Origin of the sequence: Bacillus sp. GbtcB10, from assembly GCF_019091365.1 — a bacterium.
Classification (GTDB): domain Bacteria; phylum Bacillota; class Bacilli; order Bacillales; family Bacillaceae; genus Bacillus; species Bacillus altitudinis.
This window is the reverse complement of record NZ_JAGXJP010000001.1, coordinates 732,758-757,121: the sequence shown is the minus strand read 5'-3', so window position 1 is coordinate 757,121 and position 24,364 is coordinate 732,758. Positions and strand designations below refer to the sequence as shown.

Annotated in this window: 28 protein-coding genes; all 28 read right to left on the bottom strand. The window is 41.2% G+C overall.

Annotation, left to right across the window (positions count from 1 at the left end; translation table 11 throughout):
• Positions 1-54: 54 nt before the first annotated feature.
• A complete protein-coding gene (gene rseP, locus KVT11_RS04105; RefSeq protein ID WP_007499546.1) occupies positions 55-1,320 on the bottom strand; it encodes an RIP metalloprotease RseP in 1,266 nt (421 codons plus the stop codon).
• A gap of 6 nt (positions 1,321-1,326) precedes the next feature.
• Entirely contained in the window at positions 1,327-2,478 is a 1,152-nt protein-coding gene (gene dxr, locus KVT11_RS04100) for a 1-deoxy-D-xylulose-5-phosphate reductoisomerase (RefSeq protein WP_213406619.1), read from the bottom strand.
• 39 nt (positions 2,479-2,517) lie between these two features.
• Entirely contained in the window at positions 2,518-3,312 is a 795-nt protein-coding gene (locus KVT11_RS04095; RefSeq protein ID WP_007499550.1) for a phosphatidate cytidylyltransferase, read from the bottom strand.
• A 12-nt stretch (positions 3,313-3,324) separates the two neighbouring features.
• On the bottom strand, positions 3,325-4,107 hold the full coding sequence (locus KVT11_RS04090; protein WP_007499552.1) for an undecaprenyl pyrophosphate synthase: 783 nt from the start codon (positions 4,105-4,107) through the stop codon (positions 3,325-3,327).
• Between the two features lie 129 nt (positions 4,108-4,236).
• Entirely contained in the window at positions 4,237-4,794 is a 558-nt protein-coding gene (frr, locus tag KVT11_RS04085) for a ribosome recycling factor (protein WP_008344764.1), read from the bottom strand.
• Between the two features lies 1 nt (position 4,795).
• The gene (pyrH, locus tag KVT11_RS04080) at positions 4,796-5,518 is read right to left on the bottom strand and encodes a UMP kinase (protein ID WP_008344767.1); all 723 of its coding nucleotides are present in this window, start codon (positions 5,516-5,518) and stop codon (positions 4,796-4,798) included.
• A 134-nt stretch (positions 5,519-5,652) separates the two neighbouring features.
• On the bottom strand, positions 5,653-6,534 hold the full coding sequence (gene tsf / locus KVT11_RS04075) for a translation elongation factor Ts (protein WP_007499558.1): 882 nt from the start codon (positions 6,532-6,534) through the stop codon (positions 5,653-5,655).
• 91 nt (positions 6,535-6,625) lie between these two features.
• On the bottom strand, positions 6,626-7,360 hold the full coding sequence (gene rpsB, locus KVT11_RS04070) for a 30S ribosomal protein S2 (protein WP_007499561.1): 735 nt from the start codon (positions 7,358-7,360) through the stop codon (positions 6,626-6,628).
• Between the two features lie 155 nt (positions 7,361-7,515).
• On the bottom strand, positions 7,516-8,055 hold the full coding sequence (locus KVT11_RS04065) for a hypothetical protein (RefSeq protein ID WP_052320410.1): 540 nt from the start codon (positions 8,053-8,055) through the stop codon (positions 7,516-7,518).
• A gap of 21 nt (positions 8,056-8,076) precedes the next feature.
• Positions 8,077-8,844, bottom strand: a complete 768-nt coding sequence (locus tag KVT11_RS04060; RefSeq protein WP_007499565.1) for a FliA/WhiG family RNA polymerase sigma factor — start codon at positions 8,842-8,844, stop codon at positions 8,077-8,079.
• Between the two features lie 24 nt (positions 8,845-8,868).
• Positions 8,869-9,369 (bottom strand): chemotaxis protein CheD, encoded by a 501-nt coding sequence (locus KVT11_RS04055; RefSeq protein WP_007499566.1) that lies wholly within the window; start codon positions 9,367-9,369, stop codon positions 8,869-8,871.
• Positions 9,369-9,995, bottom strand: coding sequence for a chemotaxis protein CheC (locus KVT11_RS04050; protein WP_017367253.1), 627 nt, complete (start codon positions 9,993-9,995; stop codon positions 9,369-9,371). The genes KVT11_RS04055 and KVT11_RS04050 overlap by 1 nt, the downstream gene beginning before the upstream one ends.
• Positions 9,996-10,007: 12 nt before the next feature.
• The gene (locus KVT11_RS04045) at positions 10,008-10,469 is read right to left on the bottom strand and encodes a chemotaxis protein CheW (protein ID WP_008344771.1); all 462 of its coding nucleotides are present in this window, start codon (positions 10,467-10,469) and stop codon (positions 10,008-10,010) included.
• 24 nt (positions 10,470-10,493) lie between these two features.
• Positions 10,494-12,521, bottom strand: coding sequence for a chemotaxis protein CheA (locus tag KVT11_RS04040; RefSeq protein WP_108611185.1), 2,028 nt, complete (start codon positions 12,519-12,521; stop codon positions 10,494-10,496).
• Positions 12,522-12,526: 5 nt separating this feature from the next.
• Positions 12,527-13,609 carry a protein-glutamate methylesterase/protein-glutamine glutaminase gene (locus KVT11_RS04035; RefSeq protein ID WP_008344775.1) on the bottom strand — a complete coding sequence of 361 codons (1,083 nt, stop codon included), beginning with the start codon at positions 13,607-13,609 and terminating at the stop codon, positions 12,527-12,529.
• Positions 13,606-14,511, bottom strand: coding sequence for a MinD/ParA family protein (locus tag KVT11_RS04030; protein WP_017359082.1), 906 nt, complete (start codon positions 14,509-14,511; stop codon positions 13,606-13,608). The genes KVT11_RS04035 and KVT11_RS04030 overlap by 4 nt, the downstream gene beginning before the upstream one ends.
• Positions 14,508-15,626, bottom strand: coding sequence for a flagellar biosynthesis GTPase FlhF (flhF, locus tag KVT11_RS04025; protein WP_210552434.1), 1,119 nt, complete (start codon positions 15,624-15,626; stop codon positions 14,508-14,510). The genes KVT11_RS04030 and flhF overlap by 4 nt, the downstream gene beginning before the upstream one ends.
• Positions 15,626-17,659, bottom strand: a complete 2,034-nt coding sequence (gene flhA / locus KVT11_RS04020) for a flagellar biosynthesis protein FlhA (RefSeq protein WP_007499573.1) — start codon at positions 17,657-17,659, stop codon at positions 15,626-15,628. The genes flhF and flhA overlap by 1 nt, the downstream gene beginning before the upstream one ends.
• Positions 17,660-17,688: 29 nt before the next feature.
• Positions 17,689-18,777, bottom strand: a complete 1,089-nt coding sequence (flhB, locus tag KVT11_RS04015; RefSeq protein WP_007499576.1) for a flagellar biosynthesis protein FlhB — start codon at positions 18,775-18,777, stop codon at positions 17,689-17,691.
• Positions 18,774-19,553, bottom strand: a complete 780-nt coding sequence (gene fliR / locus KVT11_RS04010) for a flagellar biosynthetic protein FliR (protein ID WP_007499578.1) — start codon at positions 19,551-19,553, stop codon at positions 18,774-18,776. The genes flhB and fliR overlap by 4 nt, the downstream gene beginning before the upstream one ends.
• Before the next feature lie 6 nt (positions 19,554-19,559).
• Positions 19,560-19,829, bottom strand: a complete 270-nt coding sequence (gene fliQ, locus KVT11_RS04005; RefSeq protein ID WP_003211206.1) for a flagellar biosynthesis protein FliQ — start codon at positions 19,827-19,829, stop codon at positions 19,560-19,562.
• A gap of 16 nt (positions 19,830-19,845) precedes the next feature.
• A complete protein-coding gene (gene fliP, locus KVT11_RS04000; RefSeq protein WP_007499580.1) occupies positions 19,846-20,511 on the bottom strand; it encodes a flagellar type III secretion system pore protein FliP in 666 nt (221 codons plus the stop codon).
• Positions 20,504-21,163 (bottom strand): flagella biosynthesis regulatory protein FliZ, encoded by a 660-nt coding sequence (gene fliZ, locus KVT11_RS03995; protein WP_046343533.1) that lies wholly within the window; start codon positions 21,161-21,163, stop codon positions 20,504-20,506. Before fliZ ends, fliP begins: the two co-directional genes overlap by 8 nt.
• Before the next feature lie 18 nt (positions 21,164-21,181).
• Positions 21,182-21,544, bottom strand: coding sequence for a chemotaxis protein CheY (locus KVT11_RS03990; protein ID WP_007499584.1), 363 nt, complete (start codon positions 21,542-21,544; stop codon positions 21,182-21,184).
• A gap of 27 nt (positions 21,545-21,571) precedes the next feature.
• On the bottom strand, positions 21,572-22,693 hold the full coding sequence (fliY, locus tag KVT11_RS03985) for a flagellar motor switch phosphatase FliY (protein ID WP_007499588.1): 1,122 nt from the start codon (positions 22,691-22,693) through the stop codon (positions 21,572-21,574).
• Entirely contained in the window at positions 22,683-23,681 is a 999-nt protein-coding gene (gene fliM, locus KVT11_RS03980; RefSeq protein ID WP_008354483.1) for a flagellar motor switch protein FliM, read from the bottom strand. The genes fliY and fliM overlap by 11 nt, the downstream gene beginning before the upstream one ends.
• A gap of 32 nt (positions 23,682-23,713) precedes the next feature.
• A complete protein-coding gene (fliL, locus tag KVT11_RS03975) occupies positions 23,714-24,142 on the bottom strand; it encodes a flagellar basal body-associated protein FliL (RefSeq protein WP_007499592.1) in 429 nt (142 codons plus the stop codon).
• A complete protein-coding gene (swrD, locus tag KVT11_RS03970) occupies positions 24,139-24,354 on the bottom strand; it encodes a swarming motility protein SwrD (RefSeq protein WP_008344794.1) in 216 nt (71 codons plus the stop codon). Before swrD ends, fliL begins: the two co-directional genes overlap by 4 nt.
• Positions 24,355-24,364: the final 10 nt, after the last annotated feature.

Here is a 24,364-nt window from a genome sequence, read left to right as displayed (position 1 = left end):
GACTTCTCACAAAAACTCTTGTTTCCCAGAATGAGAAACAAGAGACATTGGTTTTTATAAAAATAATCGCTGGATGTCATTCCATGTCACTACTAGCATTAATAGCATGAGGAACGCAACACCAATGAAGACAACAAGTGCCTCTTTCTCACGATTAATTGGTTTGCCGCGAATGGCTTCAACGAATAGGAAAAGTAATCTTCCTCCATCTAATGCAGGAATCGGTAATAAATTCACGATCCCTAAGTTGATACTAAGAAACGCAGCAAACTGCATTAATGTTAACACACCTTGTTTCGCTACTTCTCCTGTCATGTCATATATTCCAACAGGACCTGCAAGCATATCTAATGAAAATTGTCCTGTGACAATCTTTTGCAAGTTCGTTAAGATGAGACCTGCTGTAGATATCACTGTCGTGCCTGAGGATGAGATGACTTTGAGAAAGCCATTTTCCGTTGGCGGATAAGAGCCAAAACGGCCAATGGTTTTTCCTTCGGCCTTCACAGCTTCCGGTACAACTTGAATGGTGCTTTCTTTGCCATCTCGGTCAATGACGACATTCATTTTTTTATCTGGGTTCTTTTGAACCGTTTGAACAACGTCTGTCCAAGAATTCATTTTATCCCCGTTAATTGAAACGATATGATCTCCCTGCATAAGCCCGGCTTGCGCTGCCCGGCCGTCTTTTGTCAGCTTACCAAGTACAGGATCATCCACGGTTACACCTTGAATAAATCCTAAAGCCACTAGAATCACATATGCCAGGATAAAGTTCATAATCGGTCCAGCTGCAATGGCTTTAATACGCTGCCATACTGTTTTTGAACCAAACTGACGGTTGTATGGCGCAATTTGAATTTCTTCACCATCTGCAATATAGAAGCTTGTTTGGCTTACATTGTAGCCAGTCAGAATGTCTTCATTTCCAGCCTCATATCCTGAAATTCTCATCGCATGATCTAAATCAATTTGTTCAACTTCAATGACAAGTGCATCAGGATATTTCTCTTTATCATTTAAAATGATTTTTTCTACTTCATTTTGCTCATTGAATAAGAGCCCCACTGTATGACCCGGTTTAATTTCAATGACTTCAGGATCTTCTCCAGCCATTTTAACAAATCCGCCGATTGGCAGAAGTCTGATGGTATAGACGGTTTCTTTTCGTTTAAAGGAGAAAATCTTCGGTCCAAAACCAATTGCGAACTCGCGGCATAAAATGCCTGCGCGCTGCGCCATAATTAAATGGCCAAGCTCGTGGAAAAAAACGAGCGTTCCAAAAATAATAATAAACGCAATCACTGTATTCACGAACATACCACCTTATGCGAGGATTGATTGAACAAAGTCTCGTGTATCTTTGTCCACTTCATGGATATCTTGCAAACTAGGCGTTGAAATCACATGATGTCTGTTCAGTGCCTTTTCAATCAATTCTTCAATTTGCAGGAACGTTACTTTGCCTTTTAGAAATGCATCAACAGCTATTTCATTGGCTGCATTAAGCACAGTAGGCATTGTCCCTCCTATTTTACCTGATTCATAAGCAAAATGTAAGCAGCGATACCTGTCAAAATCCGCTTTTTGGAAATTTAATTGTCCAATCTCCCAAAGGTTTAATGATTTCGCTTCTTTTAATGGCGCTCTATCAGGATAAGTGAGCGCGTATTGAATCGGAACCCTCATGTCAGGTGTACCTAACTGAGCCATGACACTTTTGTCATGGAATTCCACCATGGAATGAATGATGCTCTCTTTATGTAACAGCACATCAATTTGATCGTATGGGATATCAAACAGCCAATGCGCCTCAATCACCTCAAGCCCCTTATTCATCATGGTCGCTGAATCAATCGTGATTTTTGCGCCCATGGACCAGTTTGGATGATTCAGCGCTTCTTCAACCGTGACACCTTCAAGCTCCGTGCGTTTTTTATCTCGGAAACTGCCGCCTGAAGCTGTGACGATTAAGCGTTCAATGTTTTTAGCTTGTTCACCTTGCAGGGATTGAAAAATAGCGGAGTGTTCACTATCGACAGGAAGTAAAGGCACGTCATACTTTTTGGCGTACTCTTTTACTATATGACCAGCTGTCACAAGTGTTTCCTTATTTGCAAGTGCGATCGTCTTTTTTTGTTCAATGGCTTTTAATGTCGGCACAAGTCCGACACTTCCTACCAGTGCATTGACCACAACATCCACTGCATCATAGGTCGCTGCTTCGATGTTCGCTTCATCACCCGCAGCCATTTTGACATCGTATTGAAATGAATGACCTTTTAACGTGCGATAGGTCTCTTCGTCTACACATCCAACAAATTCAGGCTGAAATTGTTCAATGGTAGGGATGGCCTTGTCTATATTTCTGCCAAACGTCATCGCTTTCAACTTGAATTTGTCTGGATGCTGCCTGATCACATCTAATGTTTGTTCTCCAATTGATCCTGTTGCGCCTAATAGCGAAATATATTTCAAATTGCCACTCCTTCTCTCGTTCAATTAGTTTCTATGAGGTTAGCTAGCAAACGTGGCCAGCAATAAATATAAAAACGGCAGAACGAATAAAAAGCTGTCAAACCTGTCCAAAATTCCGCCATGACCTGGGAGTATTGTCCCTGAATCCTTCACATGGTAATGACGCTTTAAAGCAGATTCCACAAGGTCGCCAAGCTGTCCAAAAATACTGAGCAAAAGAGTAATAAACATAACAAGCAGATATGATGGCAAAAATCCTGTAACCGCCTGGAACACAAGTGACAGCACGACCGCTGTGACGATTCCGCCGATAAATCCTTCTACTGTTTTGTTTGGGCTGATCTCTGGCCAAAGCTTTCGTTTCCCCATAGATTTCCCAATAAAATAGGCACCTGAGTCAGTGGACCAAATAATCACCGCTGCGAAGAAGATCGCACTCATGCCATACAAGCCTCTAATTTGAATAAAATAATAGAAACTAACGCCAATATATAATGTGGCTAATATAACAAAAGCAACCTCATCGAATGTGAAAGAGTTTTTACTCAGAACTGTATAAGTTAAAAGGATTAAGACTGCAAATAAAGCAATCTGCATTTTTGATGCGTCTACGTTCGGGAAGAAGCTATTTTCTCCGCCCATTAAAAGCCAAAGCAATATTAAGCTGACAATGCCAGGAAAGCTGAAAATCGAAATCTTTTTCATTCTAAGAAGCTCAAAGAGAGCGACACTTCCCATTAAATAAATCAGCAGGGTAAATGGCATTTGTCCATAAATCACTGCAAGTAAAAACACTGCAGCTGCCAGAACACCCGTCAAAATTCTTTGTTTCATCTGCACCACCCTCTAAATTCCACCGAACCTCCGGCCGCGGCGCTGGTACTCTCCGATAGCGCCTATGAGATGCTCATCAGAAAAGTCAGGCCAAAGCACATCCGTAAAGACAAACTCGCTGTATGCAATTTGCCAAAGCATAAAGTTGCTTAATCTAATTTCTCCACTCGTACGAATAAGCAAATCCGGATCTTGAAGAGATTCTGTCATTAAATAAGCTGAAAACATCTCTTCTGTGATGTCTTCTGCTCGAAGCTTGCCTTCTTTGACTTTTTCAGAAATTTGTCTGCATGCAGAAATAATTTCTGTCCGTCCTCCATAATTGAGCGCAAAATTTAAAATGAGTCCGTCATTATTCGCCGTACTCTTCACTGCGTTCTCTACCGCTTTTTTCGTATGCTGCGGGAGGCCGTCTGGATCACCTGTTAAACGTACACGGACATTTTCCTCGATGAGTTCAGGCAGATAGATGTTTAGAAACTCTTCAGGAAGCTTCATTAAAAAGTCTACTTCTAGTTTTGGACGTTTCCAATTTTCTGTAGAGAAAGCATACAAAGTCAGCACTTTGACATTCAGCTCATTTGCAAGCTTGGTCATGCGCTTGACAACTTTCATACCTTCATGATGTCCTGCTACCCGTGGAAGCGCACGTTTCTTCGCCCATCTTCCATTCCCATCCATGATAATGGCGATATGTTCAGGAATTTCTCCATTTAATATGTCTTCTTTTGTCAGGCTTTCTAAGTTGGAAGCTGCTGTTTGCTGATTCTTCCAATTTTTGAGTATATTGAGCATGAGATTCCTCCATCACCCAAAAAGGTTGCGTTCCCGCTAATAATATAGTCCTCAACAGTATTAACAAAAAAACCCCCTGTAAACATGAAGAGGGTCTTTTCACTATTATCTATTGTACATAGTTTTTTCTTAAACTTCCATGATTTCTTTTTCTTTATCTTTTGTCACTTCATCAATTTTAGCGACATATTCATCTGTCAATTTTTGAACATCCTCTGTAGATGATCTTAATTCATCTTCAGTGATCTCCCCATTTTTCTCTAGCTTTTTCAATTCATCGTTTGCATCACGACGAACGTTACGAACAGCTACTTTTGCTTCTTCTGAGTATTTTCTCACAACTTTTACAAGTTCTTTACGTCTTTCTTCTGTTAGTGCTGGGATCGCAATACGGATCACGTTTCCGTCACTTGTTGGTGTGATACCAAGATCAGACTTTTGGATCGCCTTTTCGATATCACCGATCGCTGTTTTATCGTAAGGTGTGATAATCAGCATACGTGCTTCTGGCACTGTAATTGACGCAATTTGGTTTAGTGGTGTTTGCGCCCCATAGTAATCCACTGTTACTTTGTCTAAAAGGGAAGCATTAGCTCTGCCCGCACGGACAGTTGCTAGTTCACGTCCGTATGCTTGAACGGCTTTTTCCATTTTTTCTTTTGTTTGGTTCAACACTTCTTTTGACACGTTATTTCCCCCTCACGATCGTTCCGATTGATTCGCCATTGACGGCACGTTTAATATTACCTTCTTCCATAATAGAGAAGACGATTAATGGAATGTCATTGTCCATACATAATGAGGACGCAGTAGAATCCATTACAGCAAGCCCTTCTTTTAGTACATCAAGATATGAAAGCTTATCATATTTTACTGCATCCGCATCTGTACGAGGATCAGCACTGTAGACACCGTCTACATTGTTTTTCGCCATTAAAATGACATCTGCCTCAATTTCAGCTGCACGAAGTGCTGCTGTTGTATCAGTAGAGAAATAAGGGTTACCAGTACCTGCAGCAAAAATCACGACACGTTTCTTCTCAAGGTGACGGATCGCTTTTCTTCTTATGTATGGCTCTGCAACCTGTCTCATTTCGATAGAGGTTTGTACTCTAGACTGAATGCCAAGCGTTTCTAGGCTGTCTTGTAATGCCAATGAATTCATCACTGTTGCAAGCATCCCCATATAGTCTGCTGTTGCCCGGTCCATTCCTAAGTCACTGCCTGTCTTACCACGCCAAAGGTTTCCTCCACCTACAACGACTGCAACTTCAACATCAAGTTCTGCAATTTCTTTTACTTGCTTTGCAATTGATTGAATGACAGTTGGGTTAATTCCATTTCCAGCATCACCAGCTAGTGCTTCTCCACTTAGCTTCAGTACAATGCGATTATATTTCGGTTTGCTCATGATAACCTCCAAGTGTAAACTATACCGTCTCTTATTATGCGTAAGAAACCGTCTTTTGTAAATCAATATCCTCTAAAAAATAGGGAACACAGTGCTTGTGCTCCCTAAAAAAGCCCCAGAGAGCTTTTCAAACATTATTTTTTCACTTGGCTCATGACTTCTTCAGCAAAGTTGTCTTGACGTTTTTCGATACCTTCGCCCACTTCATAGCGAACATAAGTTTGAACAGTTGCGTTTTTCGCACCTACAACTTGTTTCACTTTTTCATCTGGGTTTTTAACGAATGCTTGGTCAAGTAAACAAATTTCTTCGAAGAATTTGTTTAGACGGCCTTCTACCATTTTAGCAACGATATTTTCAGGCTTTCCTTCTTGAAGCGCTTGTTGTGTTAATACTTCACGCTCACGGTTTGCTTCTTCTTCAGACACTTGGTCACGAGAAATGTATTTAGGGTTTACAGCAGCAACGTGCATTGCGATGTCTCTCGCAAGCTCTTCATCAGTTGTTCCGTTAAGAACCGCTAATACACCGATGCGTCCGCCCATGTGTAAGTAAGAACCGAATGCAGCGTTATCTTCTTTTGTGATGACTGAGAAACGGCGCAGCGTAATTTTTTCTCCGATTTTCGCAATTGCAGAAGTAATATGTTCTTCAACTGTTGAACCATTTTCCATTTTAGAAGCATGTGCTTCTTCAATTGTTGCAGGTTTCGCAGCAAGTAAATGATCAGCAAGTTCGTTAAGAAGATTTTGGAATCCTTCGTTTTTCGCAACGAAATCAGTCTCAGAGTTCACTTCTAGGATAACGCCAGTGTTGCCGTCAGTTTTAATAAGAGTTAATCCTTCTGCCGCAATACGGTCTGCTTTTTTCGCAGCTTTTGCGATCCCTTTTTCTCTTAGAAGATCGATTGCTTTATCGATGTCACCATCAGTTTCTGTTAACGCTTTTTTACAGTCCATCATACCTGCACCAGTTTTTTGACGCAGTTCTTTTACTAATTGAGCAGTAATTGCCATTTTACATTTCCTCCTTCTATGTTAAAACACGGATTACTAGGTGAAAAAAAGGTGATAAAAGGCAGTTCCCTCTTATCACCTTTTGAATAGGTTACGCAGTTGTTGTTTCAGTTTCTGTCGTTTCTTCTACAACAGCTTCTTCTTCGCCTTGTTTAGACTCAAGAATCGCATCTGCCATTTTAGCAGTTAGAAGTTTTACAGCACGGATTGCATCATCGTTTGCAGGGATCACAACATCAATTTCGTCTGGATCACAGTTTGTGTCAACGATACCGATAATTGGGATATTCAATTTACGAGCTTCTGCAACTGCAATACGCTCTTTACGAGGGTCGATAATGAAAAGTGCATCTGGAAGACCCTTCATGTCTTTGATTCCGCCTAGGAATTTTTCAAGACGTTCTAATTCTTTTTTCAGTTGAACGACTTCTTTCTTAGGAAGAACTTCGAACGTACCGTTTTCTTGCATTTTTTCAATATCTTTTAAACGTTTGATACGTTTTTGGATTGTTTCAAAGTTTGTTAACGTTCCACCAAGCCAGCGTTGGTTTACATAGAACATACCAGAACGGATTGCTTCTTCTTTCACTGAATCTTGTGCTTGCTTTTTCGTACCAACGAAAAGGATTTTTCCTCCATCAGCAGCAAGGTTTTTCGTGAAGTTGTAAGCTTCCTCTACTTTTTTCACCGTTTTTTGAAGATCGATGATGTAGATACCGTTACGCTCTGTAAAGATGTAACGCTTCATTTTTGGGTTCCAACGGCGTGTTTGGTGACCGAAGTGAACACCAGCTTCTAGCAATTGTTTCATAGAAATAACTGACATGTTGTTGCCTCCTAATATAATGGTTTTTTTTCCTCCGCTTAAGTCATGTTCACATAAAACTGCGCCACGGCAGCACCTTCATACGAATCATTAAGCGTGTGTATTTAACACCAAGAAATAATATAACACATGATGGACTGACAATCAAGAATCCTTTACAGCTTTCCGCTAAATTTTAATAAAAGCTCGATTTCTGTCTTGCCCGTTTTTAATTCTTTCGCTATTTCTTCTAATGATAGCCCTTGATCATATAAGGCCTTTACTTGATCCTCAAATGTTTCTTCTATTTCACTTTCAGAAGGCGTAGAAGCTTCTGTTTCAAGACTTGAAACGGGTTCGTTTACCTTCTCTTCCTGCACCTCAACTTCGCTAAGGAGAGCCGACAGGTGCTCTGGAACTGGATCTTCACTTTCTACCGATTGCTGGGATTCAATTGGTGGTTGTGGCTGCTTTGGTGTCTGAAGATCCGATTTCAGCTCTTCAGCAGAAAAATCAGGGGAAGTGGCTGCAGCTTTTGATAGTTTTTCATTCTCTTCTTTGACTTCCATCAAAAATGCAGCCAGGGTATTTTCCGTTTCTTCTAAAAGCTCTCGCTGCTTTTGTTCTGTTGCCTTCAGCGAATTCATTCTCGTGTATAAAATGATCACAAAATAAATAAGTGCAGCATGAAGCATAAAGCTAATCAGCCATAGCATATTTTTTCACTCACTAACTCTTTAAGATTGAATGGCTTTATCAAGCAGATGCTTAAGCTTGAACAATGCCTTTGAATGAATTTGCGAAATGCGGGAGGTCGATAAATTAAGCACTTGACCAATTTCCGTTAACGTCAATTCCTCTTTATAGAAAAGACTAATCACAAGCTTTTCTTTTTCCGAAAGCTCTGTCATTTTTTCGGCAAGCTGTTCAATTAATTCATCTTTCAGCATTTTCTCTTCAGGTGTCACAGTCTTTTCGTCGCGAATCATGACTTGAACGTTTTCTCCGTCTTCTTGATCATGCAGCTTCTCATCAATCGAGAGCAAATTCGCAAAGAACCCTTCATTCATCGTTGTGACCACATCTTGTTCACTCATGCCGAGTTCTTCAGCAACCTCTGTTGGTGTCACATTTCTTAAATATCGCTGTTCAAGCTTTTCAATTGCCGCTTCTACTTTTTTTGTTTTTTCTCTTGATGTACGAGGCAGCCAGTCCTCTTTACGAAGACCGTCGATGATGGCCCCACGAATTCTGAAGGATGCATATGTATCAAACTTCAGATCTCTTCCGGGGTCAAATTTTTCAAGGGCATCATATAAACCGAGCATCCCTAGACTGATCAAGTCTTCTTTGTGCACTGACTTCGGGAGACCGATGGAAATTCTTCCAACATGATATGTGACGAGCGGCATATAGCGGCGCATAAGATCATCTCCAGCAGCTGGGTCCTTCCACTCTTTCCATCTAGCCCATAGCGCCTGATCTTCGTAATTTAAGGATTGCATCTTTCTCCCCCTATACTTCCTTAGTTATATCTTCATAATGCCTTGTTTCACAGTGCGGATCTCAAGTTCTGTTGTAAGCGGATCGAATTCAATCGTGCGTCCATTGTTTCCGCCCGTGTCCTCACTAATGATCGGGATATGATGAAGAGACAGATGTTCTTTCACAGCTGATACATTTCTAGGTCCAATTCTCATCAGATCATTGGTTGACTTAAATTTAAACATTTCTGCGCCGCCAGCAAGCTTCGCTTTTAGCGCATGTTTGCGTGCTCCTTCTTTTAAGAGCAGATCAATTGTATGCTTGACACCTGTATCTGCATACTTAGCCAAGTTCTCTACCGCTCCTTTTGAAAGAGAGGAGTCTGGAAGCATGACATGGACAAGTCCTGCCAGTTTTTTTTCTTGGTCAAAAAGGACAAGTCCTACGCAAGAACCAAGACCGGATGTCCGAATACGGTCCGGTGTTTTCACAAGCTGAACATCCGCTATACCAACCTTTACAACTGCCGGAATCTGCACGTTCATTATAGGTTACCTAATGCTTTGAACAGTTTTTCAAACGATTCAAAGTCTGGTAATAGAAACATATTTCCTTTCAGCTCTTGCTTATTTTGATCATCAAAAATCGATGTATCAATCACAATTGCCTGATCGCCGAGAGGACTAAACTGCATTAACCCTTCACTAATGACAGCCCCGAACATATCGAGCGTGACATCTGGAACACTTGGGTGAAGCTGCAGTTTTGTTAAATCGGCAAGTGCTGATAAATAAGAGCCTGCTAAAATATTTCCTAGCTCATGAAGCGCTGATGTTCCTAGCATGTGTTCATGAATCGTATCAATATCAAATGCTGGGTCCTGAACAAGCTCCCTTACAAATTGTTCAGCTTGTTCAAACGGCATAATGAAAAAGATTGAACCGGTAAGATCACCCTCCATTCGCAAAAAGATACTGGCAACTGGAAGGTCTGCTCCACCAAAGAAATCCATTAAATCTTCAAACGAGAGAACTTTGACAAAAGGAACAGCCATATCAATTTTGCGATTCAATAGGCTGGCAAGAGCAGACGCTGCATGGCCTGCTCCGATATTCCCAACCTCACTTAATATATCTAGCTGTTCATCTTTAATTTCATTGAAAATGCTCATTTCACATCCCCCTTAATGAACAGGTGCATCTTGCACGCTCTTGTCGAGGACCGCACCAGCATGAATGATATTGAATAGACGCTGATCATGCTTAATAATTCCTGTCACCCATGACAGTCCTTCTTTTTCAGCTGAATCAGTAGAAGATTCTACCTCTTCCTGATGGACAGTAATGACATCATTTGCTTCATCAACAATCCAGCCGACTTCAATGTCACCAACTTGTACAATAATCATTCTTGTTTCGTCTGTAATCTCGTTGTCAGTTGATCCAAGTCTCACTCTAAGGTCAATGACAGGTGTCACGACACCGCGTAGATTAATGACACCGCATATATAAGGGGCAACGCCAGGAACTCTTGTCGGCTGCTGCCATTTTTCAATGGACTTTACTTCTGATACTGAAATGGCGTATTCTTTTTTGTTTACGATAAACACAATCATCTTTTCGCCAGTTTTGATATCTGTACTCATTTCAGACCGCTCCTCTATTGTTTTTTACTTAATCAGTGCATTACAGTCAACGATGAGTGCAACCTGACCGTCACCTAAGATTGTTGCGCCTGATATCGCAAATACGTTTGGTAGGTAATCTCCAAGTGATTTTAATACGACCTCTTGCTGACCGATAAACGAATCGACCACAAATGCTGTTAGCTTGTCTCCTTTACGGACAACAATAATGTGCAGTTCTTCTTCTAAATCATTCGCATTTGGTACGTTGAACTGCTTCTTCAAGTACACAACCGGTACGATAAATCCACGGAAATCAATGACTTCACGATCATGCGTTTGAAGGATGTCACTCTTCTTAATGACAGCTGTTTCTATAATAGAAGAAATCGGAATAGCAAATGTTTCTTCCTCTAGTTTCACAAGAAGTACGGAAATGATCGATAATGTGAGTGGAAGCTGAATTGAGAACAGTGAGCCTTGACCTTCTGTTGAGTTAATACTCACAGAACCACCTAATGATTCCAGCTTGTTTTTCACAACGTCAAGACCTACACCCCGGCCCGAGATATCAGAAATCGTATCAGCTGTAGAGAACCCTGCTGCAAAGATCAATGAATCAATTTGGTGATCTTCAAGTGTTTCCGCTTCTCTTTCCGTAATAACTCCACGCTCTAATGCTTTTTCAAGGACCTTTTTACGGTTAATCCCTCCGCCATCATCTTCTACTTCAATGAAGACATGGTTTCCGCTATGATACGCTTTTAATAGAACGGTTCCTTTTTCTGGTTTGCCTTTTTTCACACGTTCTTCTGGTGATTCAATCCCGTGATCGAGACTGTTTCTAAGTAAGTGTAAGAGCGGATCGCCAATTTCATCGATCACTGTTCGATCAAGCTCTGTCTCAGCACCTTCAATAATCAGTTCAATTTTCTTATTGAGCTCTTTCGTCAATTGACGAATCATACGAGGGAATCTGTTAAACACCGTTTCTACAGGCACCATTCTCATGTTCAAGATGATCGATTGCAGGTCGCCAGAAATACGGGACATTCTTTCCACTGTATCCGTGAGTTCGTTGTTTTCAAGTTCTTTGGCAATCTGTTCTAAACGTCCTCTATCTATGACAAGCTCTTCAAACAGGTTCATAAGTGAATCTAGACGATCAATGTTGACACGGATCGTTTTCGTTCCGCCGGCAGCTGCACCGTTATTGCCATTTGCTTTTGGCGCATCGTTTGCTGGCGCTTTAGCAACAGGCGCTGCGGCTTCTTCATTTTTCTGCTCAGGTTTCGCTGCTTTTGTTTCAGCCGGAGCCGCTTCTTCAAAGGCAGAGACTTCAGAAATCTCCACTTGTTCAACCTCTGAGATCGCTGTCACGATTTTTTTCACTTCTTCCATCGGCTGTTTCGATAAGTAAGAAATGCTGAATTCAGATTCAAAATCTTCTGATTCTAAAAGTTCTGCATTCGGAACCGTTTTGACAACTTCTCCTGCTTCGTTCAGTCTTTCAAAAATCATATAGACACGAACGGCTTTTAATAAGCATGCGTCACTTAATGTCACGGTCAGCTCATAACATTTAAAGCCTTGTTCTCTTGCTTCATCAAGAACTGTTCGTTCAAATTCGTTATAATCTAGGTCGCTTGCAGCTGATGATGCTTCAGCTGTCTCAACGGCAGATGCTGTTTCTGCATGGCTTCCTGTCACATCTAGTTTTTTACTAATCTCCGTGACATCACGTTTTCCATCCCCGCCCTCTGCAATCGATTGAACCATTGCTTCAAGGTGATCGAGTGCTTCAAACATCGTATCCATTGATTCAGGAGTGACAATCATTTGTTCGTTTCTGATGGCATCAAACATGTTTTCTAAATGATGTGTTAATTGAGCCATATCATCAAAGCCCATCGTTGCACTCATGCCTTTCAGTGTATGAGCGGCTCTGAATATATCATTCACTAGCTGCAAGTCTGTTGGGTTCTTTTCTAATTCAAGAAGTTTTTCATTACAAGTTTGTAAGTGTTCTCTGCTTTCATCTAAAAAGATATCTAAGTATTGGTTTACATCCAACGTGTTCACGCCCTCTCTTTTTTCATGGAGCTTATAATTGCATGTGCGATGTCATCCACATGCCTTGTTTCATGTGCAAGGCCTGCTTTAATGACTGATTTAGGCATTCCGAAAACAACACATGATTCTTCTTTTTCTGCAATGACTTTTGTATGACCGCTTGCGACCATTTTTTTGACACCTTCTGTGCCGTCACTACCCATTCCTGTCATAATGACAGCGATTTTCTCGTAACCTTTTATGTTGCTGATGGATTCAAATAAATAGTTAACAGAAGGTTTGTGACGGCTGTCAGTATCTTCTGGGGACAGCCTGATCACTAAAGCTGCCCCTTGTTCATGAAGTGACATATTCAATCCACCAGGAGCTATGTAAGCCACTCCATTTTTAGCGATGTCTCCATCTTGAGCTTCTTTGATTGTAATTTGTGATAAATGATCTAATCTAGTAGCCAGCGATGCCGTAAATCCTGCCGGCATATGCTGCACAATCAAAATCGGCGCCTCTATGTCTTTTGGCAGCTTCGTGACGACTCGTTGAAGCGCCCTAGGCCCTCCCGTAGAAGTTCCGATTGAAATAATCTTTCGGAGTGATGAGCCGCTTCTTACTTCTTGCAGGCGGGGAGCGGCCGCTGGAATTGGACTTGGCGGCTTCATGAACGGCTTAGGAGAAACTTGTTTCTCAGTACGTTTTCTAGACAGGCCTGCCGCAAGTACCCGCTCTACAATTTGACCTCTTACTTTGTGTAAATCGAGCGAAATACTTCCTGAAGGCTTTGTCACAAAGTCAAAAGCACCGAGTTCTAAGCAATGGATGGTTAATTCCTTCCCTTGCTTCGTCTGGCTTGACACCATAATCACAGCAAGGTCGTGTTCAGCCAGAATTTGTTTTAATGCTTCTGTTCCATTTAGAACAGGCATTTCCACATCAAGTGTGACAACATCTGGATTCAATTCCTTAATCCGTTTTAAGGCATCTTCTCCATTTCTCGCCGTTCCGACGACTTCAATTTCTTGCTCGGCACTTAGGAAATCACTGATGAGTTTTCTCATAAAAGCCGAGTCATCTACTACAAGCACTCTAATCATGAGTCCACCTTCCTCCTTTTAAAAAAAGAGGACAACTTATCTATAAACGTATGCTGCTCTCTCTGTGCCTCTCTTATCTGCTGATGATAAAGTGTTTCAGCCAGCATTTTAATGGTTTTACTTAGCCTTGAATGAGGCTGTTTCATATAAAATGGTATTTGTTCAGTGACTGCTTTAGGAACAGCAGGATCATCAGGTACCGCACCAGCAAACACAAGCTTTCGGTGTAGAAATGACGTCACTACTCCCGCTAATTTCCGGTACGTTTCAGATCCTTCCGAAGGGGTTTTACACCGGTTGACAATGATTTGAACAGACTGTTCAAACTGATGAATGGCTAAGTGCTTAATTGCGCTGTATGCATCCATGATGGATGTTGGTTCTGGCGTTGTCACAACGACCACCTCACCTGCCGATAAGACAAAAGGGAGTTGATCTTTTGACAATCCTGCACCCATATCAAAGAATATACAATCAAAGTCATTCAATATTTTCTCCATCTCTTCTAAAAAGAACGACCATTGATCTTTGTCTAAAGAAAACAGCTGTTCAAGCCCGCTTCCGCCAGAAATGTAATACAGATTGTCCGTTCCTTTTGTCATAGCCGCTTGGAAGGATTTTTTTCTAACAAGCACGTCTAATATAGAGCTGGTCGATGTTTTCCCTAGTAAAATATCAATATTCCCCATGCCAAAGTCGAGGTCGATGATGAGCACTTGCTTGCCCGTACTTGCGATAGACAGTGCCATATTCAGCGTCAAATTCGATTTACCTACTCCGCCTTTACCGCTCATGACAGCAATGGTTTTCGCCTGTCCATTCGCACGAAGAGAGTTCGGTACAATCAGTTGATTCTGCTGAACAAGCTTTCTTAAACCTTCGGCTTGGTCAGGCTTCATCATTGTAAGACCATCCTTGTCAAATCAAGGGGGGAACTCTCAAGAATATCCTCAGGCACATTTTGGCCATTTGTTAAAAACCCTAGCCCGATTTGAGATTCTGCAATGATTTGAAAGATCGTTCCCATCGTGTCTGTTTCATCAACTTTTGTGAAAATAAATTGATCGATTGGAACATGTTCAAATCGATTGACCATGGCTTTCATATCTTGATATTTCGATGTCGCACTCATGACGAGAAAACTTTGAATGCTTTCATCAAATGGAATGATATCTGTCAGCTCTTTGATGTACGCCTCTTCTTTAAAGTTACGGCCTGCTGTATCGATGAAAATATGATCATAGTCTTTAAAGGTCTGCTGTGCTTTCACAAAGTCCTCTCTTGAATAACAAACTTCAAGAGGTGCATTCAGCAGTTCAGCATATGTTTTTAGTTGTTCAATCGCTGCAATCCGGTACGTATCTGTTGTGATAAAAGCAATTTTCTTTTGCTGCTGAATGGCTGTTTTCGCAGCAAGCTTTGCAATCGTTGTCGTTTTACCAGCACCAGTTGAACCAAACAACACAATGTATTTCGAACGAATCATCGGCTCATCAGAAGTGTGAGCCGGCAGCATCCCTGTGAGTAGTTTTTCAAGTTCTTTTTCAATCTGCTCTTCTTTCACAGCACCTTTTGTTAAAAGACCCTTTAAGCACTCATCTCGAATCTCATCATCAAGACCTTGATCCTTTAGCTTTTGATCCATTTTCATGAGAGAATCCGGCAAGATCCCGGCATGGCGTTCGTTTCTTGCATATTCTAAAGGCTGAGAATGAGAAGGCGCTGCTTTAACTGCTTGAGTGGCAGCCGACAGCTCTTGCGTAAGATGTTGAATCTGCTCCTTTTTCGGTAACACCGGGATAGGCGCAGCTGCTGGTTGTAATCCTTTACCGGCTCTTTCTTCAAAATCTTGATCCAGCACTGCAATCACTTCGACCATTTGCTGTTTCTTTAAACCGAACAGCTTTCGTTTGACAACGGTTTTCGAATTTAATATGACGGCATCCTTCCCAAGCTGCTGCCTGATTTGGATCGTTGCCTCCTGCATAGAATTCGCTGTGATTTTTTTCATTTTCATTAGATATCCACCACTCCGATGCTCTGTACTTCCACATTTGCTTCTAGTTCGTTATAAGATAGTACCGGTAAATCTGGGAAATATCTTTCTAACAACTGTTTGACGTACATTCTTATAGGAGGTGAGCATAATAGAACCGGCGTTTCCTGACGAAGCGAAAGCTGTTCAATTTCTCTCGCCACTGATTGAATCACACTTTCAGAGGATTCTGGATCTAACGATAAGTAGTTCCCATGCTCCGTTTGCTGCACGCTGTCTGCAATCACCTTTTCGACTCGGCCTGAGCATGTCACGACTTTCAGTGATTCATTTTCTCTTGCATACTGTGCAGTAATCTGTCTTGCAAGTGCCTGTCTAACATACTCTGTTAGCAAGTCAGTATCAGTCGTTAATTTTCCGTAGTCTGCAAGGGTCTCAAAAATGGTCACAAGGTTTCGAATGGAGACCTTTTCTTTCAGAAGCTTTGCAAGTACTTTTTGGATATCCCCGACTGCTAGTGGATTCGGTGTTACCTCATCTACTAAAACTGGATAACTTTCTTTCAGATGATCGATTAATTGCTTCGTTTCTTGGCGTCCAAGCAGTTCATGGGTGTTTTGTCTAATCTTCTCTGTGATGTGGGTAGACACAACAGATGCTGGATCGACCACTGTATACCCAAGCATTTCAGCCTGATCTTTTTCTGCTTCTGATATCCATTTTGCCGGCAGACCAAAGGATGGTTCGATTGTTTCAATTCCTTCAATCGGATCATCATCAGGCGTTGGGGACATCGCTAAGTAATGATCAAGCAGCAGCTCTCCTTTTGCCACTTCGTTCCCTTTTATTTTGAGCCTGTATTCATTCGGGTTCAGCGCAATGTTGTCTCGAATACGGACAACTGGAATGACAAGACCTAGTTCAAGAGCAAGCTGCCTTCTGATCATCACAATTCGGTCTAGCAGGTCTCCGCCTTGATTGGCATCTGCAAGTGGAATCAATCCGTAGCCAAATTCAAATTCAATGGCATCCATTTGCAGGAGATGAATGACACTTTCTGGACTTTTCATCTCTTCTACCTCTGCCTGTTCTTCCAGTACTTCTTCAATCTCTTCTTGATCCTGTTTGTTTTTCGACATCATGTACGCACCGAGTGCAAGTAAACCTGCGATCGGCCCTGTCAAAAGTACGCCAATTGGCGTAAACAAACCAAGCAGGAAGATCGTACCTGCTGTGACGTAAAGCATGGCAGGGAAGGCAAAGAGCTGACCCGTAATGTCTGAACCAAGGTTTCCGTTAGAAGCCGCTCTCGTGACAACAATCCCTGTCGCTGTTGAGATGAGAAGTGCAGGGATTTGCGACACAATTCCGTCCCCTACTGTTAAAAGAGTAAAGTGGGAAGCTGATTCTTGAATCGACATTCCTTGCTGAATCATCCCAATAATGATTCCAAAAATAATATTGATAATAACGATGATAATACCTGCGATGGCATCCCCTTTAACGAACTTACTTGCACCATCCATCGCACCATAAAAGTCTGCTTCTCTTGCTACTTTTTCACGGCGGTTTCTAGCTTCACTTTCTGTCAGCATTCCTGCATTCAAATCTGCGTCAATACTCATCTGTTTACCTGGCATCGCGTCGAGTGTAAATCTGGCCGCAACCTCTGATACACGCTCCGCCCCTTTCGTGATGACAACAAACTGAATAATGATCAGAATAAGGAAGACAACCAGACCAACGAGTATATTGCCCCCAACAACAAATGATCCAAACGTTTCTACAACCTTACCAGCATCTCCAGTTGATAAAATAGAACGGGTTGTAGAGATGTTAAGCCCTAAACGAAACAGTGTTAAGAGCAAAAGTAACGATGGAAAAATGGAAAATTGCAGTGGTTCTTGCATGTTCATTGTGGTGAGAAGCACGATAAGCGCAAGAGAAATATTAATAATGATTAAAATACTTAATAGGACGGGCGGAAACGGTATGACCAGCATCGCCACGATTAAAATAACACTGAATAAAACAGATAAATCTCTTGCTGACATGCCTGTTCTCTCCTTTTAAAACCAAAAATTCATAAAATCTTTTGTTTCGTTTTATATACGTAAGCCAAAATTTCTGCGATCGCCTTAAAATATTCTTCAGGCACCGCTTGGTTGATATCCACTTGATCGTAGAGGGCGCGGGCGAGTGGCCGGTTCTCTACAGTCATAACATCATGTTCTTTCGCAATTGTTCTAATTTTCAAAGCCAAAATATCCGTTCCCTTTGCCACAACAAACGGCGCGTCCATCTTTTCTTCGTCATATTTCAAGGCAATTGCGTAGTGGGTCGGGTTTGTAATGATGACGTCCGCTTTTGGGACTTCCTGCATCATCCGTCTCATGGCCATTTCCCTTTGCCGCTGTTTAATTTTTGATTTTATGAGCGGGTCACCCTCTGATTTTTTATACTCATCTTTGATGTCTTGTTTAGACATCCGTAAGTTTTTTTCATAATCAAATTTCTGATACATGTAGTCAAGCCCAGCTAAGATGAGAAGAGCACCTGCTGCATATAGACCCATAATCAAGGTCATATTTGCCACGAAATGAAGGGTTTCCTCTGCAGTGAGTAGAGGGAGCCGCAAGATTTCGTCAAAGTGCATCCATAGAGCGATAAATGTCGCAAAACCAACAAAACCAATTTTTAAAATGGATTTTAATAGCTCAACGAGTGCTCGAATACTGTATATTCGTTTAAACCCTTTGATTGGATCAAGCTTTTCTAATTTGGGCTTGATCACTTCAGTTGAAAAGAGAAACCCAACTTGTAAATAGTTACTGATGATCCCTGCCAGCATCCCAACACCAAGAATTGGCATGAGGAGGAGACCTGTCTCTTGAAGCAATTCCAAGAATAACTGGTGAATATTAGATGTGCTAACCTTCATTAGCATGGTTGTTGAATAAAAACGTTCAATGAGCGCAATAATACGCTCTTTCATAAAAGGCCCAATAAAAAAGAATGATAAAAAGATTAGTAGAAATGAGATGGCTGTATTGACGTCGGTACTTTTGGCAACCTGTCCTTTTTTACGTGAATCCCGTCTCTTTTTCGGTGTTGCTTTTTCTGTTTTTTCACCTGCGAAAAATTGCAAGTCGAGTCTAAGTCTTGTCGTCATGACGAACCACCGACCAATGCTAAGAAATTCCTCATGGTGAGCACAATCGTTTCAAATGTATTTTGGACGACTCCGAAGATAACACCCATACAAATGATGATCATAATAAAACTCACGCCCATTTTAATGGGAAGTCCAACGACAAATACGTTCATCTGAGGAACTGTACGTGCCACAATTCCTAATGCCAAATCGACTAAAAACAAACTAGCCACAACAGGTGCTGAGATTTGAAAGGCTATGATGAACATTTGGTTGAAGCTCTTTGCAATAAAGTAAGCAAAGGATTCACTACCGAAGTTCAGTGCATACTGATCAACTTGAATATATTGAAAACTGTAATAGATTCCATCAAGCAGCAAATGATGTGCATTTGTTGCCAGCATCAGCAGCAAGGTCACCGTATAAAAAAACTGCCCCATCAGCGGCGTTTGCGCCCCTGTTTGTGGATCAATAATATTGGCGATCGCAAAACCCATTTGAAAATCGATGAATGAGCCGGCAATTTGAACTGCGGACACCATGATATATGCAATCAGTCCAAGAAGAAGTCCGACCATTGCTTCTTTCACGGCAAGCATCATGTAAAGACCGTCGATATCGAGTGCTGGCGGTTCTTTAATGGTGCTAAAACTAATGACAGCCAAAAACAGTGAAAAACCAACTCTGTGAACTGCTGGTATCGTTCGATGCGCTAATAGCGGCACTGTCACAAAAAAAGCGGTGATCCGAATGAAAACGAGAAGAAAGGCAGGAAATAATTCTATGATTGACATCTCTGATTAACCTGCAAATCGATCTAAATTCGAGAACAGCTCTGTTGTAAATGACACAATTGTTGAAAGCATCCACGGACCAAACACAACAAGTCCAATGAGCACTGCAACAATTTTTGGAATGAACGCAAGCGTCTGTTCTTGGATTTGGGTTGTCGCCTGAAACACACTGACAATTAGTCCCACGATTAGTGCGAGCGCAAGAAGCGGCCCGCTGACAAGTAAAACAACATACACTGATCTTTCAGCCATCGTAATGACAAATTCTGAACTCATGTTTTAAGCACCTACTCTAAAAGCTTTGCAGCAAAGATTTAACAATCAAATACCATCCATCAACTAATACAAATAACAATATTTTGAAAGGGAGCGATATCATAACCGGCGGAAGCATCATCATCCCCATCGACATCAGGACACTTGCGACCACCATGTCAATAATTAAAAATGGAATAAAAATCATAAAACCAATTTGAAATGCCGTCTTTAATTCTGAAATTGCAAATGCTGGTACCATCGCCGTTAAGGGAATATCTTTAATCGATTCAGGGGTATCCATTTTTGCGTAACTAAGAAATAAAGCCAAATCTTTCTGTCTCGTATGTTTACTCATAAACTCTTTAATTGGCACTTCGGCTTTTTCATAGGCCTGATTTAACGTAATATCATCATTTAAAAGCGGCGTGAGTGCCTCTTTATTAATCTCTGAGAACGTGGGTGCCATAATAAAAAATGTGAGAAACAAAGCAAGTCCTACAAGCACTTGGTTTGGCGGCATTGAGTTGGTTGCAAGTGATGTTCTGACGAACGAAAGAACAATCACAATCCGTGTAAAACAGGTCATTAAAATAAGAATGCCTGGTGCAACTGAAAATACAGTTAACAATAAAAGAAGACGGACAGATGTGCTAATATTCCCTGCGCCACTGGAATTAAATAAATCGATAAACTCATTCATTTTGTTTCGGGCCTTTCTTTCTGACTTCTGATTGGGTCTTTTTCAATTCGGCTAGCTGCGCCTTTAAATTGGCTGAAAAAGAAGAAGTGGTCGGCTGATCGTGTTTCTTCACTTGCGATGTCAATTTTTGCATCATTTTCGGTAAGTCAGTCTTACTTTCCATCGCTTCTTCGTATTGTTTCACAATCGCTTCGCATTCTTGTTCATCATCGATTTCTTTTAGCAGATGGATTGAGTCTGCTACACCAACAACTAACACTCGTTTGCCCACTTTGATTAGCTGAACTGAACGATTTTGACCAACCGTCGTTCCGCCAATATTTTCAACATAGCGAAATGGCTTGAGTAAGCGGTTTTGCTTTCCAACAAATCTCACCAATCCGTAAATGAGCAGGATGACAAAAAGTAAGGCACCAATCATTTTGACAAAATCCATAATGGAGACAGAAGAAGAGGGAACTTCTTCTGCCGGATTCGTTTGATTGTCAGTGGTTTTCTTTTCTGTATCCTTTTTGCTTTCTTTCTCATCTTTGATCCAATCATTCACCATGCCATTTTCAGGATCTTTTGTTTCAGCAAACAGTGAGGCGGGCTGCGCTGTCAAGAAAAGCATAAAACTGATCATTGCTATAAATATCAAACGTTTTTTCAACAAGTCTTACACCCTTTTTTAGCCTAACGTTTTATTAATTGCTTCAAGTACACGGTCTGCCTGGAATGGCTTCACGATAAAGTCTTTTGCACCTGCTTGAATGGCATCTATAACCATTGATTGTTGTCCCATCGCTGAGCACATAATGATTTTTGCAGAAGCATCGATTTGTTTAATTTCTTTTAATGCTGTGATCCCGTCCATTTCTGGCATTGTGATATCCATTGTGACTAGATCAGGAGATGTTTCTTTATATTTTTCAACAGCTTGTGCGCCGTTTTCTGCTTCTCCTACTACATCAAATCCATTTTTTACAAGAATATCCTTAATCATCATTCTCATGAATGCTGCATCATCTACGATTAATACCTTAGTAGCCATTTACTTATTCTCTCCCTATATGTTTGTTTATTTTAAATTAGAAAGTCTTTCAGACTGACTTAAAATGTCAGTCACACGTACACCAAAGTTCTCATCAATGACAACAACTTCTCCTTTGGCGACGATTCGTTTGTTGACCAGAATGTCGACTGGCTCACCTGCAAGTTTGTCCAGTTCAATGATACTTCCAGCGGAAAGTTCAAGTACTTCTTTCACACTGCGCTGCGTTCTTCCAAGCTCCACTGTAATGGAAAGTGGAATATCCATCAGCATATCAAGATTACCGAGCTGACTTGTTGTATGCTGAGGCTCACTAAATGCCTCAAATTCAACTGGCGCCACATTGACAGGTTCTGCCGGCTTTGGCTTCGCCTGTCTTTTCGGCGGTGCCGATTGCTGCATAGGAGCAGATTGTGCTTGCGGAGCAGCCTGCTGTGGTTCAGGTGCACTCTGAGGTGCTTCTTGAACCGGCTCTTCTTCCGCTGGGTCTGTTAATTCTGCAATCAAATCTTTCGCAAACGTAATAGGGTAAAGCTGCATAATATTTGAATCTATGAGTTCACCTATCGTTAATCTAAAGGACACTTTGACAAGCATCTCTTCAGCTGGAATGCGGTCTGTGCCTTCTCCTTCTTTCACATCAAGCAGCTCAACGCGAGGCGGAGAAATATCAATCTTTTTATTAAAGACTGTTGACATGGACGTCGCTGCTGAACCCATCATTTGGTTCATCGCTTCTTGTACTGCACTTAAGTGAATTTCACTTAACGACGGGTCAGCATTTGTTCCATCTCCGCCCATCATTAAATCCGCAATGACTGCCGCATCGGTTTGCTGGATGACAAGCAAGTTACTAGCGCTGAAGCCTTCCGTATAATTCACTTCAATTGCGACATACGGATGAGGAAATTCCTCATTCAGCTTGCTTTTTTGAATCACTGTGACAGTTGGAGTTGTAATCTCCACTTTTTGACTTAATAGGGTTGAAAGTGCTGTTGCAGAGCTTCCAAATGATATATTTCCGATTTCCCCAATGGCATCTTGTTCCATTGCAGAAAGGAGTGTATCAGGCTCTATATCGTCATTGCTGCCTCCTTTAAGGAGCGCATCGATTTCATCTTGTGATAATTTACTTCCGTTATTCTCCATCTTCTTCACCTCTTATGTCGTGATCTAGAATTTGAATCGCCTGTTTCCGATTCACGCGGCCGGCCTGTCCCAAGAATTTCGGTTTATTTCCGACCATAACAGTAAGAGGCGCATTTACTGGTTTGTCCAAGGCAATACAATCACCAATTTCCAAATTCAAAAACTCTTCCACCGTCATTTCCGATTGTCCAAGCTCTGCGACTACCGGTATTTTCGCCGTCATAATCCGTTTTTCAATGGCCTTTGTTTCTTCTTGTTTCGGTTCATTTCGTTCCGATTGCATCCAGTAGTGTACAGACAGCTTCGGAATAATAGGCTCTAATACTACGTGAGGAATACAGAGGTTAATAACCCCGCTTACCTCACCAATTTGTGTATTAAGAGAAATGACGACAACTGTTTCGTTTGGTGACACCATTTGAACAAACTGGGGATTTACCTCGAAATCTGCCATTTCTGGCTCGATGTCGGTTATGGACTGCCACGCTTCTCTGTAGTTTTCCAAAGCTCCCTCAAACATGTTTGAGATAATCTTTGTTTCGATTTCTGTCAGTGATTCTGTCTTATTATGACTAATGCCAATCCCACCCATCAGCCTATCCATCATGGCATAGCCAATCGTTGGGTTCACTTCAAGCATGATTCTTCCTTCAAGCGGGCTGACGTAAAATAAGTTTAATAATGTCATATTAGGAATCGAACGAATAAATTCTTCATATGGCACTTGGTCAACCGAGCTGACAGAAATTTGAATATATGATCTTAGCTGCGCTGAAAAGTGTGTGGTAAGCAGTCTAGCGAAGTTATCATGAATTCTTGTTAAACTTCGAATCTGGTCTTTTGAAAAGCGCAGTGCACGTTTAAAGTCATACACTTTCACTTTTTTCGTCGTTTCTTCTTTTTTCAGCTCTTCTGCATCCATTTCGCCTGTTGATATGGCGGATAATAATGCATCGATCTCATTCTGGGAAAGCACTTCTCCTGACATTTCTTCACCTCCATCGTGTCAATTAATCGCCTCTATTGCAGATTAAAGGAGGTTATATAAACTTCTTTCACCTTGCCATCTTGCAAATAGTTATTCACTTTGTTTTTGACCTGTGTTTTAAAATGTTCTCTGCCTTTTTTGCCATCAAGTTCATCTGCATTCGTGTCTGATAAAATGTCGATCACAGCATCCTTCACTTGGAAGCTTCTTTTTTCAAGCTCTTCTTTGGCTTTTTCTGAATCTGTTTCAATATTTAGTACAAGTTTGACCGCATTTCCTTCAGATTTTAAATTGGTCACAATCTCAGGAATTTCAACAGAAGCTTTTACGACTTCATCTGCTGTTGGCTCTTTTTCTGCTTTTGCTTCGTCTGACCCATTCACCAGAAAGACAATACCTGCTCCAATTCCGACGATAGCAATAATCATGATTAGCATTACTACGACTAATTTCTTCTTCATTCAAACTCCTCTATTCCTTGATTCAATGAAATGACTTGGATTTTTCTATAGAAAGAAATGATTTTCTCCTGAAGCTGCTCTTCATCTTCTTTCACAACGAATTTCTTTCCATTGGCGAGTGTAATGGTCGTGTCTGGAAAGCTTTCGATTTGCTCGATATGGAGAGCGTTGAGCATAAATCCTTTGCCATTTAATCTTGTCACTTCAATCATATTAAGCAGA

Excerpts from the sequence above, each read along its gene's own strand:
- KVT11_RS04035 (WP_008344775.1), bottom strand. The coding sequence starts at position 13,609 with ATGATTAGAGTGCTTGTAGTAGATGACTCGGCTTTTATGAGAAAACTC.
- KVT11_RS04065 (WP_052320410.1), bottom strand. The coding sequence starts at position 8,055 with ATGCTATGGCTGATTAGCTTTATGCTTCATGCTGCACTTATTTATTTT.
- KVT11_RS04060 (WP_007499565.1), bottom strand. The coding sequence starts at position 8,844 with ATGCAATCCTTAAATTACGAAGATCAGGCGCTATGGGCTAGATGGAAA.
- fliR (WP_007499578.1), bottom strand. The coding sequence starts at position 19,553 with ATGTCAATCATAGAATTATTTCCTGCCTTTCTTCTCGTTTTCATTCGG.
- fliL (WP_007499592.1), bottom strand. The coding sequence starts at position 24,142 with ATGAAGAAGAAATTAGTCGTAGTAATGCTAATCATGATTATTGCTATC.
- swrD (WP_008344794.1), bottom strand. The coding sequence starts at position 24,354 with ATGATTGAAGTGACAAGATTAAATGGCAAAGGATTTATGCTCAACGCT.
- KVT11_RS04055 (WP_007499566.1), bottom strand. The coding sequence starts at position 9,369 with ATGAACGTGCAGATTCCGGCAGTTGTAAAGGTTGGTATAGCGGATGTT.
- flhA (WP_007499573.1), bottom strand. The coding sequence starts at position 17,659 with ATGTCAGCAAGAGATTTATCTGTTTTATTCAGTGTTATTTTAATCGTG.
- KVT11_RS04045 (WP_008344771.1), bottom strand. The coding sequence starts at position 10,469 with ATGAGTACAGATATCAAAACTGGCGAAAAGATGATTGTGTTTATCGTA.
- fliQ (WP_003211206.1), bottom strand. The coding sequence starts at position 19,829 with ATGAGTTCAGAATTTGTCATTACGATGGCTGAAAGATCAGTGTATGTT.
- rseP (WP_007499546.1), bottom strand. The coding sequence starts at position 1,320 with ATGTTCGTGAATACAGTGATTGCGTTTATTATTATTTTTGGAACGCTC.
- rpsB (WP_007499561.1), bottom strand. The coding sequence starts at position 7,360 with ATGTCAGTTATTTCTATGAAACAATTGCTAGAAGCTGGTGTTCACTTC.
- KVT11_RS04095 (WP_007499550.1), bottom strand. The coding sequence starts at position 3,312 with ATGAAACAAAGAATTTTGACGGGTGTTCTGGCAGCTGCAGTGTTTTTA.
- fliM (WP_008354483.1), bottom strand. The coding sequence starts at position 23,681 with ATGTCAGGAGAAGTGCTTTCCCAGAATGAGATCGATGCATTATTATCC.
- tsf (WP_007499558.1), bottom strand. The coding sequence starts at position 6,534 with ATGGCAATTACTGCTCAATTAGTAAAAGAACTGCGTCAAAAAACTGGT.
- pyrH (WP_008344767.1), bottom strand. The coding sequence starts at position 5,518 with ATGAGCAAACCGAAATATAATCGCATTGTACTGAAGCTAAGTGGAGAA.
- flhF (WP_210552434.1), bottom strand. The coding sequence starts at position 15,626 with ATGAAAATGAAAAAAATCACAGCGAATTCTATGCAGGAGGCAACGATC.
- KVT11_RS03990 (WP_007499584.1), bottom strand. The coding sequence starts at position 21,544 with ATGGCTACTAAGGTATTAATCGTAGATGATGCAGCATTCATGAGAATG.
- KVT11_RS04050 (WP_017367253.1), bottom strand. The coding sequence starts at position 9,995 with ATGAGCATTTTCAATGAAATTAAAGATGAACAGCTAGATATATTAAGT.
- fliP (WP_007499580.1), bottom strand. The coding sequence starts at position 20,511 with ATGAATGAGTTTATCGATTTATTTAATTCCAGTGGCGCAGGGAATATT.
- flhB (WP_007499576.1), bottom strand. The coding sequence starts at position 18,777 with ATGACGACAAGACTTAGACTCGACTTGCAATTTTTCGCAGGTGAAAAA.
- KVT11_RS04090 (WP_007499552.1), bottom strand. The coding sequence starts at position 4,107 with ATGCTCAATATACTCAAAAATTGGAAGAATCAGCAAACAGCAGCTTCC.
- KVT11_RS04030 (WP_017359082.1), bottom strand. The coding sequence starts at position 14,511 with ATGATGAAGCCTGACCAAGCCGAAGGTTTAAGAAAGCTTGTTCAGCAG.
- fliY (WP_007499588.1), bottom strand. The coding sequence starts at position 22,693 with ATGGAGAATAACGGAAGTAAATTATCACAAGATGAAATCGATGCGCTC.